General features: G+C 62.2%; 15 protein-coding genes. 6 read left to right on the forward strand and 9 right to left on the reverse strand.

All coding sequences use genetic code 11. The features are described 5' to 3' along the window. Positions 1-2 precede the first annotated feature (2 nt). The 6 genes from ABI796_RS16485 (at position 3) to ggt (ending at position 5,811) form a co-directional block, all read left to right on the forward strand. Complete coding sequence (locus tag ABI796_RS16485; RefSeq protein WP_141281051.1) at positions 3-1,022, forward strand: SPFH domain-containing protein; 1,020 nt, start codon at positions 3-5, stop codon at positions 1,020-1,022. A 9-nt stretch (positions 1,023-1,031) separates the two neighbouring features. Beyond that, positions 1,032-1,934 carry an NAD(+)/NADH kinase gene (locus tag ABI796_RS16490; RefSeq protein ID WP_141280862.1) on the forward strand — a complete coding sequence of 301 codons (903 nt, stop codon included), beginning with the start codon at positions 1,032-1,034 and terminating at the stop codon, positions 1,932-1,934. 197 nt (positions 1,935-2,131) lie between these two features. Beyond that, complete coding sequence (locus ABI796_RS16495; protein WP_246095642.1) at positions 2,132-3,106, forward strand: hypothetical protein; 975 nt, start codon at positions 2,132-2,134, stop codon at positions 3,104-3,106. A 32-nt stretch (positions 3,107-3,138) separates the two neighbouring features. Then, positions 3,139-3,543, forward strand: a complete 405-nt coding sequence (locus tag ABI796_RS16500) for a VOC family protein (protein WP_141280860.1) — start codon at positions 3,139-3,141, stop codon at positions 3,541-3,543. Next, on the forward strand, positions 3,540-3,845 hold the full coding sequence (locus ABI796_RS16505) for a helix-turn-helix domain-containing protein (protein WP_141280858.1): 306 nt from the start codon (positions 3,540-3,542) through the stop codon (positions 3,843-3,845). Before ABI796_RS16500 ends, ABI796_RS16505 begins: the two co-directional genes overlap by 4 nt. A 124-nt stretch (positions 3,846-3,969) precedes the next feature. Beyond that, positions 3,970-5,811 carry a gamma-glutamyltransferase gene (gene ggt / locus ABI796_RS16510; RefSeq protein ID WP_141280856.1) on the forward strand — a complete coding sequence of 614 codons (1,842 nt, stop codon included), beginning with the start codon at positions 3,970-3,972 and terminating at the stop codon, positions 5,809-5,811. Positions 5,812-5,824: 13 nt separating this feature from the next. Here ggt and ABI796_RS16515 read toward each other — a convergent pair whose 3' ends face one another. The 9 genes from ABI796_RS16515 to ABI796_RS16555 all read right to left on the reverse strand — a co-directional run bounded on the left by ABI796_RS16515 (position 5,825) and on the right by ABI796_RS16555 (position 12,327). Continuing rightward, positions 5,825-6,010 (reverse strand): hypothetical protein, encoded by a 186-nt coding sequence (locus ABI796_RS16515; protein WP_141280854.1) that lies wholly within the window; start codon positions 6,008-6,010, stop codon positions 5,825-5,827. A gap of 33 nt (positions 6,011-6,043) precedes the next feature. Further along, positions 6,044-6,745 carry a hypothetical protein gene (locus tag ABI796_RS16520; RefSeq protein WP_141280852.1) on the reverse strand — a complete coding sequence of 234 codons (702 nt, stop codon included), beginning with the start codon at positions 6,743-6,745 and terminating at the stop codon, positions 6,044-6,046. Beyond that, complete coding sequence (locus tag ABI796_RS16525; protein WP_141280850.1) at positions 6,742-7,491, reverse strand: hypothetical protein; 750 nt, start codon at positions 7,489-7,491, stop codon at positions 6,742-6,744. Before ABI796_RS16525 ends, ABI796_RS16520 begins: the two co-directional genes overlap by 4 nt. Further along, positions 7,488-8,198, reverse strand: coding sequence for an ABC transporter ATP-binding protein (locus tag ABI796_RS16530; RefSeq protein ID WP_141280848.1), 711 nt, complete (start codon positions 8,196-8,198; stop codon positions 7,488-7,490). The genes ABI796_RS16525 and ABI796_RS16530 overlap by 4 nt, the downstream gene beginning before the upstream one ends. Then, the gene (gene mpaP / locus ABI796_RS16535; RefSeq protein ID WP_373091770.1) at positions 8,195-9,862 is read right to left on the reverse strand and encodes a daptide biosynthesis intramembrane metalloprotease; all 1,668 of its coding nucleotides are present in this window, start codon (positions 9,860-9,862) and stop codon (positions 8,195-8,197) included. The genes ABI796_RS16530 and mpaP overlap by 4 nt, the downstream gene beginning before the upstream one ends. A gap of 5 nt (positions 9,863-9,867) precedes the next feature. After that, complete coding sequence (locus ABI796_RS16540) at positions 9,868-11,118, reverse strand: YcaO-like family protein (RefSeq protein WP_303409144.1); 1,251 nt, start codon at positions 11,116-11,118, stop codon at positions 9,868-9,870. Continuing rightward, positions 11,115-11,933 carry a daptide-type RiPP biosynthesis methyltransferase gene (gene mpaM / locus ABI796_RS16545; RefSeq protein WP_141280846.1) on the reverse strand — a complete coding sequence of 273 codons (819 nt, stop codon included), beginning with the start codon at positions 11,931-11,933 and terminating at the stop codon, positions 11,115-11,117. The genes ABI796_RS16540 and mpaM overlap by 4 nt, the downstream gene beginning before the upstream one ends. A gap of 83 nt (positions 11,934-12,016) precedes the next feature. Then, positions 12,017-12,154, reverse strand: a complete 138-nt coding sequence (locus ABI796_RS16550; protein WP_170224844.1) for a daptide-type RiPP — start codon at positions 12,152-12,154, stop codon at positions 12,017-12,019. A 47-nt stretch (positions 12,155-12,201) separates the two neighbouring features. Beyond that, a complete protein-coding gene (locus ABI796_RS16555; RefSeq protein WP_268891908.1) occupies positions 12,202-12,327 on the reverse strand; it encodes a daptide-type RiPP in 126 nt (41 codons plus the stop codon). Between the last annotated feature and the right edge of the window lie 33 nt (positions 12,328-12,360).

Below are 12,360 nucleotides of genomic sequence, written 5' to 3' on the forward strand. Positions count from 1 at the left end.
CCATGGCCATCATCAAGCGCTACCCCTGGATCAGCCACTTCCTCGGCAGCCCCACCGGTTACGTCGTCCACCTGCAGAAAGGTGCAGTCAAGCACCAAGGAGTTGGACAGGCATTCTTCTTCCGCCCCGCGAACTCCGTCCTCAGCGAGGTCCCCGTCGACGACCAGGAACTGCCCACCCTCTTCCACGCCATCACCCGCGACCACCAGGATGTGAGCGTTCAGGCCAACGTTACGTACCGGTTCATTGATCCCGTGGCCGTGTCCACCCGACTCGACTTTGGACTCCAGACCGCCGGCAAGGCACCTGCAACCGGACGCGAGCAGGTGTCCACCATCATCGGCCAGCTCTGCCAGAGCCACGCGATCGACCAAATCGCCACCACCACACTGGCCGAAGCATTGGCACGCGGAGTCAGCCAACTCCGGCTGGTGCTCACGGAGGCCCTGCGGGCAGATGCCCGTCTCCAGTCCACAGGCATCGAAATCCTCGGCGTTCAGGTACTGGCCATCAGACCCGAGGCCGACGTCGAACGTGCGCTGCAGACTCCAGTGCGCGAACAACTCCAAGCCGAAGCGGACCGGGCCGTGTACGAGAGGCGGGCAGTCGCCGTCGAACGCGAACGCACTATTTCCGAGAACGAAATGGCGAGCCAGATTGAACTCGCCGTCCGGCGGGAGAACCTGGTGGCCCAAGAGGGCGCCAACGCCCGCCGCGCAGCCGAAGAGAAAGCCGCCGCGGGGCTCATCGAGGCACAAGGCTCCGCTGAACGAAAAGGTATTGGCGCAGCGGCCGAGGCCAACCAGATTCGACTCGTCGGTGAAGCCGCCGCAGCCCGCGAAGCCGCCACCATGGAGGTCTACCGGGGCATGGAGCAGGCCACGCTGATGGCGCTGGCACTCAAGGATGCCGCCGGCAGCCTGCCGAACATCGGGAACCTCACCATCACCCCGGACCTGCTCAGCGGAGCACTCGCCGGGCTATTCAAGGAACCCGCCGCCCCCGTTGAAACCGTCAAGTAAGGACCCATCATGGCAACTCCGCGAATCGTCATTGTCCACCGGCGAACCGAACTCCAGGAACTCCTGGACAGGCACGCCACCCGAGGCCAGGCCGAGTTTTTCCTCCGCACCCGTGGTCGCAGCATCCAGGACGTGCAGGACCGCCATGATCGCCTGGCTGACGCGCTGGCAACCATCAGGGCTTCCGTCCCCTCTGATTGGCGACAAGCCGAGGTGGAACGCGCAGACCTGAGCCGCTTCCTGCTCACTGCCGAGGACATCATTGCGGTGGTGGGGCAAGACGGATTGGTGGCCAACGTTGCCAAGTATCTGAACGGCCAGCCCGTTATCGGCATTGATCCGGAGCCCGGCGCCAACCCGGGAGTCCTCGTCCGGCACACGCCCGCAGCAGCAGCTGCCCTCCTCGCTTCCGCTGATGCGGGGCGGCTGCGCTGCCAAGACCTCACCACCGTGACGGCAACGCTCGACGACGGCCAGCAGCTTTCGGCGCTGAACGAAGTTTTCGCAGGGCACGCCTCCCATCAATCGGCGAAATACTCCATCACGGCCCCAAGTTTCACCCAGCCGGGCGGACAAACTGAGCGGCAATCGTCGTCGGGCCTCATCGTTTCCACCGGGACCGGAGCCACAGGCTGGTGCGCCTCCATTGCCTTGGAACGCGGCGGACGCGCCCTTCCCGCCCCCACCGATCCGCGGCTCGCATGGTTCGTCCGCGAAGCATGGCCCTCCCCCATCACCGGCGCCTCGCTGACTGAAGGTGTTCTGGAATCCGGGGAAGTCCTGCGGATTACCGTGGCTTCCGATCAGCTGGTGGTATTCGGGGACGGCATGGAAGATGACCGTCTTACCGCCTCATGGGGGCAGGAGATCACCGTTCAGTTGGGGCAGCGGCCTTTGCGGCTGGTTGTGTGAGCCGGGCTTGCGCCGCCACCACCTACTTTGGATCCCCAATCCGGCCGACACCCCGCTATGAGGCCGCGCCTTCCTGCGTCGCTCCTCAAAGTTGGTGGATGCGGTACGGCCGGAATTAATCCACTCGGTGTACTATTGGTGATCGGTCCACCCGACACGTGGGCGACTCGTCACTTTACTCACCCCGAGGAGCTTCCGTGAGCCATTCCGAGCCCGCAACGGAACAGAGCCATCGGCTGCCCCTGACGCGGCCAACCAAGGGCAGCGACGCCGCACGGGCTTGGCTGATTGGCCTCCTCGCCGGAGTTCTTGGGTTGTCCCCCTGGTGGATCACCGGCGCCCGGCTTCCCTTACAGAACCTCTGGGCCACACAGGTCTGGCCGGATCACATGCCCCTCGCCTTGCTGCCCCTCAGCCAATACGAACTGACAACCATCGTCGCGCTCCTCACTGTGGGTGGCGCAGCGGCAGGGCTCTCCATTCGCATCTGGTCACCGGCCCGACGTCGACTCGTCACCTGGTGCGGCGTCGGCGGCGTTTTCACCGTCCAACTCGTCGCCACCATCCAGTCGTTCTCGGTGCTCCACCAAGGCCTTGCGCCAGGGAGCATGTCCAGCCTCTACTTCGGCGGTCTTCTGGCCGGCGTCATCGGCTCCATGGTTGCAGCGCTCGTTGCACTTGTTCTTATCTCGTCCCGTTCAACAGTCAAGGCCACCATCGGATGTGGACTCATGGCTGTGCCCCTCACATCCTGGGCCGTTGAATGGGTGGTGGGTGTGATGGGTTACATCAACGTCCCCACTGCGGTGCCGTCCATCGCCCGATGGGTGCCGGCAATCCTGGCAGGTTGCGCTCTTGCCTGGTGCGGTTTCCTGCCTGCCCGGCGACTGGTTGCCTGGGTTCTCAACCTTGCCTTCTTGTGGGTGATTCCGGCCCTGTTCACCTCAGTGCAGTACGTCTTGGGAACCAGGGTCTCCGCTGGAGACCTTCCGGAGATGCTGCTGATGAGCCGGCAGATCCTCGCGGCAACGCTAGGTCCCGACGGCGGGGCCTTGCCAACACTGTTGCTTGCGGTTGTCATCGGGCTGCTTGGGGTGGGAGTCCGGGCCGTTGTGTCCCGCAGACGCTCACGGCAAGGCGTTGACAGCACGGGCCTTGCAGCTGACTCTTGACGCCGCACTTGCATTTTGCAAGTATGGCCCGCATGAGCCTCTTTATCACCTGCCCGGTTGAGAACGTCCAGCGTGCCACCGACTTCTACACCGCCCTCGGCTGGACCCTCAACACCGAAATGTCTGATCACAACGTGTCATGCTTCGCGATCGCACCCGAGCAGTACGTTATGCTCGGAAGCCGCGAAATGTATGCGAGTGTTGGAGCTTCCGAGGAACTGGTCGGTGGCCCCGACACTCCATCGAAGGTCACTGTGTCATTCGACCTTGGCAGCCGTGAGGCTGTGGACGAGCTCGTCGAACGTGCTGGTGCCGCCGGCGGACGAATCGGAGACACGGACGACTACCCGTTCATGTACCAGCGCCAGTTCGATGACCTGGACGGCTACCACTACTCGCCATTCTGGATGAAGCCGGACTCTGATCCCACCGCATGAGTGATCTCGCCGCCGCCCTTGAGGTTGTTGGGGCACGGTGGGCCCTGCTCATTGTGGAGCGTCTGCTCGACGGGCCACAGCGCTATGGTGATTTACAGCGCGAGCTCGGAGTGCCTACCAACATGCTCGCCACGCGTCTCCGCGAACTTGAGGCCGCCGGGGTCCTGTTCCGTTTGCCGCTCCGGCACAACACCAGGGCCTATGCACTGACCGATCGCGGGCTGGCTTTGCGCGAGACCGTCGCCGCCTTGGAGCGCTGGGGCAGCGAAGAATGGCGTGGGCGCGGCGACCAACCGCAATGAGTTTCAACGCAGCGCCTTACGCCCAATGCACCAGCATTTCAACCGTTGTTCCACACCTGGCCCCGCGATAGGGTGACCGGACCGTCCACCCACATCATCGTCTGGAACAACTCTGGGAGACACCATGACACATGTGCGACGTCAACTGGCTGCGGTTACGGCAGCCTTGGCACTGACTGCGACGAGCGGCGCGATGGCCAGTCCGGCCTTCGCAGACCCCCGCGAAACAGACAAGACAGCCACGGCCACCGGCTACGGCGGCGCCGTGAGCACCGTGGACCCTGAGGCTTCCGCAGCTGCCATCGAAGTACTCAGGAAGGGTGGCAACGCTGCCGACGCCGCCGTCGCCGCAGCAGCAACCCTGGGAGTTACCGAGCCCTACAGTGCCGGCATTGGAGGCGGCGGCTACTTCGTTTTCTATGACGCGAAGACCAAGCAAGTTGGAACTATTGACGGGCGCGAGACGGCTCCGGCGGGCATGCCGAACGATGCTTTCATCAATCCCGCGGACCCCGAAGGCAAGCCCTACAAGTTCACACCGGACCTTGTCACCAGCGGCGTCTCCGTCGGCGTCCCGGGCACACCCGCAACGTGGGAGCGGGCGCTGGAGCGCTGGGGAACACTGGACCTGGGTGAAGCCCTGAAACCTGCCATCAAGGTGGCGAACCGCGGCTTCGTAGTGGACCAGACCTTCAGGCAGCAGACGTTGGATAACAAGCTCCGCTTCGACGCCTTCACGTCCACTCAGGATCTGTTCCTTCCCGGCGGTGACGCTCCCGCCGTCGGAAGTGTTTTCAAGAACCCCGATCTCGCGGAGACTTACAGGCAACTGGCCAAGGAGGGCACGGACGCCTTCTATGGCGGCCCGCTCGCGGAGGAGATCGTCCAAACAGTCCAGGCTCCGCCCAAAACCGCCACAACCGCTCTTCCAGTGCCGGTAGGTTTCATGACCACACAGGACCTCGCCAACTACAAGGTGTTGGACCAGGACCCCACCGTGGTGGAGTACCGCGGCTACGACGTTTACGGCATGGCTCCTTCCAGCAGTGGCGGCACAACGGTGGGTGAGTCGCTGAACATCCTGGAAAACTACGACCTCAAGGGCATGACGCCTGTGGATGCCCTCCACCACTACATCGAGGCCAGCTCGCTGGCTTTCGCGGATCGTGGTGCCTACGTGGGCGATCCTGCTTTCGTCAATGTCCCCACCACCACGCTGCTGGACGACGTCTTTGCCAAGGAACGCTCGTGTGAGATTGATCCGACGGCGGCCGCTCCCAAGCCCGTAGCCCCCGGCAATGTAAAGGAGTACGACGGCGCGTGCCCGGCTGCCGTGGCGCCCCTCGCCAAGGACTCGGATACAGAGAACATTTCCACCACGAACCTCACGGTCGCCGACAAGTGGGGCAACGTGGTGGAATACACGCTGACGATCGAGCAGACCGGCGGTTCGGGAATCGTTGTCCCGGGCCGGGGCTTCCTGCTCAACAACGAGCTGACTGACTTCAGCACGGTGTATGACCCGAAGGATCCCAACCGGATTGAACCGAACAAGCGGCCGCGTTCTTCAATGTCGCCGACGATCATTCTTAAGGACCAGAAGCCGTTCCTGGCACTGGGCTCCCCCGGCGGATCCACCATCATCACCACGGTCCTGCAGACCATCCTGAACCGCGTCGACCTCGGGATGACAGTCTCGGAAGCCCTCGCTGCGCCACGTACTTCTCCGCGAAACGGTGCCACGGTGACTTCCGAGCCTGCCTTTATTGACGCCTACGGTCCGGCGCTGGAGTCCTTGGGCCACGATCTGATTCCGGCGGGTGACGCCTTTACCTCTGCAGCCGAGATCGGGGCAGCAACCGCCATTGAGTTCAACCCGGACGGATCGATGACCGCAGCCGCCGAGCCTGAACGCCGTGGCGGAGGTTCGGCGATGGTGGTGAAAGGGGCCAAGCCAGGCAAGTAGCGCCTGGATCAGCTCAGGGTTGGCGATTCTTCTTGACCTCCCGGATGAACCTCCACAATGCCACCAAGGACGCTCCCGCAATGACGATCCCGGAAAGGGTGGACCACCACGGTTGATCTGAAGTGGAGACGAAAATGGACACGGCATAGGCCCCAAGAACCAATGCCAAAAAGAGCCAAACCAACGGGCTGCGGTTCATTGCGTATTTCCTTTACTTGAAACTGAATAGATGTCAGGCCAGATCCCGCTTCAGGAACACCCCGAATGCAACCGCTGTAACTACTACAAGCCAGATCATGGCTCCTGTAAAAGAACCTGATGACGTTAAGTGGACAGCTGATTGCTCGGCCCAGTCACCGGCAAGGACAGGGAAGAAGAACTCTTTGACCCGGCCTAATGATCCGGGCAGGAGTTCAGGTACAACCAGGCTCAAGGGCACTACGAAGAGACTTACCAAGTGGCTGCGTATAAGGGATCCAATGGCGAAGCCCCACAGCGCCCCCATGGCGGCCATGCCGGCAAAGGACAGGACGGTTTGAGGAGTGACTCCCCATGCCCGGGCCACGAGTTCCCCAGACAGACCGGACAGGACCCCCACAGCTGCTCCGGAGAGAAGGGCCGTCAGGACAGTGCTGCCTGCCCGGGCAGTGAAGGCCGGTCCACGTTGGAACAGCAGCACCCTGCGTGTGAAGCACCCTGCCCTATAGTCCGATGTAAAGGAGAAGGACCCCACCACCGCAGCGGCCGTGAGCATGAGGGACAACCCTGCTTCCAGAAGAACCCCATCAAACCCCGGCGGCGTTTGGGGTTCCAGGCTTGCCATGCCAATGAGGATGCCCAGAAGCCCCAACACCAGCACGGCGCACATGGCTGATCCGAGCCACAACCAGGGGCGCCTCATGTCCGCGAGGAAAGCGGGAACTACGTGGATCACTGGAACTCCTTGCCTCTGAGAAGCCGTACCGCGCACAAGGCTGATGCGAGGACCCAAGCGAGCGACACAAGAAAAGCCGGCAGTGGGTCCAGGAGGCCATCGAAGGGCAGGGTTGCAATTCCCGCCAAAGCACCGGAGGGAAGCAATCGGGCCAGCTCGGGCGTGCTTACCAGGAGGGGCAGCTCGAGGGCCAGCGGAATGAGCAACGTCAGGATGGTGGTGGCGTAATAGTGCCGGATGATCCAGCCCAGGGAACAACCCCATAAGGCACCCATGGTTGAGGCCAGCAGCACGCCCGGCATGTGCTGCCATGACTCGGCGGTCAGCAGTTGGTCCCTTACAGCAGGGGTCAGCGTGAACGTCATGCTGAGGCCCCACAGCGCTATTCCGGTGATGACAGTGGCAACACCAACCAGCGCTGCGGCCACGTATTTGGCTGTCAGCACCCGCTTCAGCCCGGACATCACAACGCTGCGCCGAAGAGTTCCGTAATAGGACTCCCGGGTGACCAGATAGCTTCCAGCAAACGTTGCCACGGGTGCAATGCTCGCTGAAAGGGCCCAAAATGTTTGGACGTTATCTGCAGAAGTTAGCACTTCCGAATTACCGGGCCAACCCAGAAAATTGGCAACAAACCATGGAATCAGCGCGGTGAATGCCATGATGCCGAGTACTGAATAGCCGCTGACGAAGCGGAGGAGCTCTGAGCGCAGTCCATTGGCCAAGGAGCCTGCCACCCGGCTCATTGGGATCCCTCCAGGATCTTGAAGTACGCCGATTCCAAGCTGCCTCCGCCCAGAGCCTTGGCCTCCTTGAGGGTGCCTCGGAACAGGGTCTTTTGCTTGAGAATCACCACCTCATCGGCAACTTTCTCCAGTTCCATGAGTTGGTGGCTTGAAACCAGCGCGCTCCCTCCGGACGCCGCGAATTCCCGGAGGAACTTCCGCAGCCATTGGACGCCCTGAGGGTCAAGCCCGTTGGCGGGTTCATCAAGGACAAGCATTTCCGGGCTGCCCACCAAGGCGGAGGCAATTCCCAGGCGTTGGCGCATTCCCAGCGAGTAGTCCCGTACCTTCTTGTTCCCTTCGGCTGCGAGATCCACCAAGCCAAGGACCCGCTCTACATTTTCCTTGTCAGACCCGGCGGCCAGCTGACAGATCTGCAGATGGCGGCGGCCCGTCAGTCCAGGCTCCACATCCATGCCATCCAGGTTCACGCCCACTTTGGTGGCAGGTCTGGGGAGGGCCCTGTAGTCACAGCCGAAGACGGTTGCACGCCCGGACGTTGCTTCCACCAGACCCGTCAGCCCTGCGAGCGCGGTGCTCTTCCCCGCACCGTTGGGCCCAATCAGGCCCACCACACGCCCGGCAGGTACGTCAAAAGTAAGGTCTTCAACAGCGAACCGCGAGCCTCTTTTCTTACTGAACGCCTTGAAACTGGCGTGAATTGTCATAAGTGCCCTCTCGTGGCTTGGGTGGTTTGTCCGGGTTGGCCTGGCCATAGCGGCGAGTTCACGGCCGCATCCCAAAGCCATTCCCCCAGGCTCAGCTCGTGTTGGCTTGTCACTTCGGCGCGGCCGGAGGTGGACAGGTTCATCCCTGACTCCAACTCGCTGGGGTAGGCAACAACCGGCAAGGTATTGCCGGGCAGGTTGATGGGGGCGATGGTATCCAGCGGGGCCATGGAGTTCGACGGCGGCGCGTCGTCAATGGTGGCCCGGCCCAGGTTTTCGTGAATGATCATTCCCTGCGATTGCAGAGTGACGCGATCACCAGGTGCGAACGCTTTACCGGAAGCCTGCAAAGGTGCCACCACACGTAATTCGCCGTTTGCATAGGTGTATCCAGCTACGGTCACCGGCTTCACTGGTACCAGCGCAATGAGTGCCCCAGCAGCCACGGCTCCCCCGGTGACGGCGAGGATCCGTCTCCACAGTGGGCTTCCATTCCGCGCTGCCCTGCGGAAAAAGCGGATGACGCTCCGGGAAGCCATCACCAGCAACAAGCAAAGGACACCAAAAACAACGAGGTGCCCGGCGTAGCCCAGCTGCAAGAAGATGGGCACCAGCCGTTGGTAGCCGATCACCATGAAAGTAATGCCCGCTAAGAAGCTAGCCAGCCCGAACCACGGCAGAAGACGTTGGCCTGGCAACGCTCGCCGGGACCCCAGGATGCGTGAGCTGAAGACGTCTGCCAACGCATCGATCGATTTCTTGCGGAGGTGGGGAATGTCCAGTGCCGACATCAAAGCTACATAGCCATCCAATTTGATGAACGGAAATAGGTTCAGCACTGCCACGGCGTAGCAAATCATTCCGTAGAGGACAGCTGCATCCTTCACTGACGAGTCCGGAAGAAACACCTGCACCGTCATGGCAACGCTGCCCAGGGCTACGTGCACCATGGGTCCGGCAAGGGCGACCACCATCCGCTGCTTTGCGGAACTCAATCTCCAACCATCGGTAACGTCGCAGAAGAACGCGGGCGACAAGTAGAAGAGCATGATGCCGATCCGCCTCGGGGTACCCCCAAAGCAGGTGAGCGCCATGCCGTGGCCGAGTTCGTGCAGCAACGTGGACACGAACATCGCCGCCAGCACATACAGGTAGGCCTCCAAGGGAAGCGGTGTTGAGAGCAGACGCCACATACCGGGCCCCGCCAAGAACACGCCGATGAGTCCGCTGAGAAGAAGAAGAAGCAGGGCGATCACCGACCCGGCAGGACTCATCATGGCCGTTACTCCCGGACGGAACGCCTCCAACAGCCGCGTCGGGTTGAAAAGGGTGAACTGCACCGTGAAGGGCGGCCGGAACTGGACCCGCCGGGTCTCAGCCGGCCTCGCGCCGTCGTCGAAAATTCCTGTGTGCGCCAACTGGCGCACAATCCCTTCCACATCCGCCGGCGTCCAGAGGGGTCCCAGCTGCTGGGCAATCTGGGCCGGTTGCAGGTGGCCGTCCAGGGCTTTCAGGACATCGGCGACGTCGGAAGAGACGCGTGCTTTCGGCACACCGCTGATGGCAACTATCCACGGCCCGCCGTCCTGCAGCGGCGCGTCAACGGAAGCGGACGACGCAAGCCGCACCGGCCACTCGATCTCCCTCTGGGCTGTCTTCCCCAACCTGCTCATATCAAGGGGTGGGGGGTTGAAGGGCAGCCAGGCGTGACGAACAGTTCCTTGGTTTCATCCATGGTCAGCGGGACGGCCCCGGGGCAGATGGCCTTGCCGGCCACCCATCCCAGCTCCTGAATGGCCGGTGGAAGCCTGTGGGTGAGGCTGACCCAGTGAGAGCCGATGTTTCGCTGCGCCAAGTACTGCACCAGACTTTTCACCTCGGGCGCGGGGTTGCTCGCAGGGAAGCCGGACGGTTTGAAGGATCCAACCCACTGCCGCAACTCTGCGACCGCCGCTGCGGTTGTCCAGAAATCGGCGCGGGAGTCGTCGTCGATCACTGGCGTGTCCCTCACCGGGAAGGCTTGCCTGACAGACTCCGTGCAGGAGGAGGCGGCCCCGGCGGATTGTGCGCGGCTGAGGAAGAGCTCCCGGATTTGCAGTCCTTCCTGAAGCGCTCCTCTAAGGGCAGTGACCGGATCCGAGGCAGCCTTAAGTCCCACAGCGCCAAATTCCGTGCGTCCCGTGCTTTCAGTAATGATGCACACTGCGGTCAGCAGCGGACTCCCGTCGCCGTCCGGAATGAAGGCCAGGGTGGGCTCCACAGCTGCGGCCCGGGCAGCGACGAGGAGCAGGCTGAGTCCCCGGGCTTCCGGGCCCTGCCGCACTGCAACGGGCATGCTTTCGGCATCGAACTTCTCAAGTGGAATCCGCTGGCGCCATGCTCTCAGAAAGGCGTCCCTTTCCATGACTTCCGCAACGCCGGCAGCTTGCGCGAATTCTTCCGAGGGTCCGGACGCTGCACCGTTGGGTGATGGGTCAAAGTAGCCATCCCAGGAGTTCAGCTGGCTGTGTCCGGGGGTGTAGTCCACAAGAGGGGCGGGCACCAGTGTGGGCTCTCCAGTCAGCAAATCAGTGGCTCGGTACCAAGGAAGATCGCAGGCGAGCGCGGATGCGTGACCCAGTCCGGCGCCTGCAAAGTCGATGCGGGTGTTCAGGCCTCTATCCCGGGAGAGCAGGTGTTCTGAGTCCGACGGCACGGGAACCAACGCGAATCGTTCCACCGCTTCGCCCGCCCCTCTGGTCAGCGATGCCCGCTTAGTGATGTCAAAGGCTCCAACGGCCGAGCCGATCCGAGTACCCGGTGCACTGTTGGCTAGTCGTCCTACGGTTCGCCACAGCCCCACCTCATTGGGCACGTAAATAGAGGCTTCGGACACCAGCCCCAGTGAAGGCTGCAGCGTTCGTACGGCGTCAACGCTCATTTGCCGCACACCCATAGCTCCACATCGTCCAAACCAGGGCTCGGTGAGGCTATTCTTACGGGCCTGCGTTCCAGGATGGTCAGCCCTTCGGCAGTGATTTCTTCCTCCAGGAGGCTGTTGCTCAGAAAGGCGACATCGCTGGCATAGGCAGAAGACCTGTAGGTCCCGTCTACGCCGAAGCTGACATGGATCATGGTGACGTGACGCGCTCCGTTGGCGGGATCACGGCCTTCGGCAGTAATCAGGAAAGAGTCTTCACCCAGAGCTGAGACTGTACAACGCCCGTCATTGCTGGCGGGGGCCTGATGGTTGTCCGCGTTAAGAACCGTCAGCAGGAACTTTCCGTCCGGTGTAAGGCATTCGCGCACCCTGCGGAACAGATCCCAGCGGCCCGCCGGGTCAAGGAGAGTGATGGAACTGGCGCCGAGAACCACGCAACCGAAGCGGCCGTCCACATCAAAGCGGGACATGTCCGCCTCCAGCAATTCAAGCTGCACGCCGCGGGGGTTGAAGGCTTTGGTGGCGGCATTCTCCTTGAGCATTGCCAGCATTTCCGGCGACGAATCCACGGCGGTCAATGGACGGCCCAGGGCAAGGAGCGGACGCGTGATCCGCCCCGAACCTGATGCGAGTTCCAGGATGGGCCCCGAGGTTTTGCGCGCAGCAGCCAGGATTTCGGGAAGCTCAGTGAGATCGTTGGCGGTGATCTGGTCATAGAGGCGCGATCCGGAAACACTGTAAAGATCCTCGGGCGGATCCATGTGTCCAAGGATCCGCAAAATGGCGTCGACGGTCTCATCTGGTGCGGTGCTCATCAGCTCGTGTCCTCCGGGAGTTGGTGTTGTGGTGTGGGTTCACGCGGGTGGCGGCCAACATGGCACCACCCGCGTGAACTGGCTTAGGTGGCGGCGAGGCCGACGACGACGCCGGCAATGATGATGACGTCACCAACGCGGATGTACCACGGTGTATCGTCCGGGGTGTCGAGGTTCTCCAGCTCTTCGATGGTCAGCTGAAGGTTCGGGGTTGCGATCATGACTTCCTCCTTTCTTGCTTCTCAGGACGCGGGCGGAGCTCAGGGTTTTAGGTGATGCTGACGGCTATGACGCCGATTGCGACTCCCTGGGTCACCCCGATGAACCAGTTGTTGAAGTCCGGGGTATCCATCGACTCGATTTCCTGGATGGAGATATTGAGCTGATTTTGCATTCGTTTACACCTCCCCTCGGTGCAAGGTTTTCC

Origin of the sequence: Paenarthrobacter aurescens (assembly GCF_041549525.1) — a bacterium.
Taxonomy (GTDB): Bacteria; Actinomycetota; Actinomycetes; order Actinomycetales; family Micrococcaceae; genus Arthrobacter; species Arthrobacter aurescens.

Excerpts from the sequence above, each read along its gene's own strand:
- ABI796_RS16530 (WP_141280848.1), bottom strand. The coding sequence starts at position 8,198 with ATGACAATTCACGCCAGTTTCAAGGCGTTCAGTAAGAAAAGAGGCTCG.
- ABI796_RS16525 (WP_141280850.1), bottom strand. The coding sequence starts at position 7,491 with ATGAGCCGGGTGGCAGGCTCCTTGGCCAATGGACTGCGCTCAGAGCTC.
- ABI796_RS16490 (WP_141280862.1), top strand. The coding sequence starts at position 1,032 with ATGGCAACTCCGCGAATCGTCATTGTCCACCGGCGAACCGAACTCCAG.
- ABI796_RS16550 (WP_170224844.1), bottom strand. The coding sequence starts at position 12,154 with ATGATCGCAACCCCGAACCTTCAGCTGACCATCGAAGAGCTGGAGAAC.
- ABI796_RS16515 (WP_141280854.1), bottom strand. The coding sequence starts at position 6,010 with ATGAACCGCAGCCCGTTGGTTTGGCTCTTTTTGGCATTGGTTCTTGGG.
- ggt (WP_141280856.1), top strand. The coding sequence starts at position 3,970 with ATGACACATGTGCGACGTCAACTGGCTGCGGTTACGGCAGCCTTGGCA.
- ABI796_RS16555 (WP_268891908.1), bottom strand. The coding sequence starts at position 12,327 with ATGCAAAATCAGCTCAATATCTCCATCCAGGAAATCGAGTCGATGGAT.
- mpaM (WP_141280846.1), bottom strand. The coding sequence starts at position 11,933 with ATGAGCACCGCACCAGATGAGACCGTCGACGCCATTTTGCGGATCCTT.
- ABI796_RS16485 (WP_141281051.1), top strand. The coding sequence starts at position 3 with ATGGCCATCATCAAGCGCTACCCCTGGATCAGCCACTTCCTCGGCAGC.
- ABI796_RS16505 (WP_141280858.1), top strand. The coding sequence starts at position 3,540 with ATGAGTGATCTCGCCGCCGCCCTTGAGGTTGTTGGGGCACGGTGGGCC.
- ABI796_RS16500 (WP_141280860.1), top strand. The coding sequence starts at position 3,139 with ATGAGCCTCTTTATCACCTGCCCGGTTGAGAACGTCCAGCGTGCCACC.
- ABI796_RS16540 (WP_303409144.1), bottom strand. The coding sequence starts at position 11,118 with ATGAGCGTTGACGCCGTACGAACGCTGCAGCCTTCACTGGGGCTGGTG.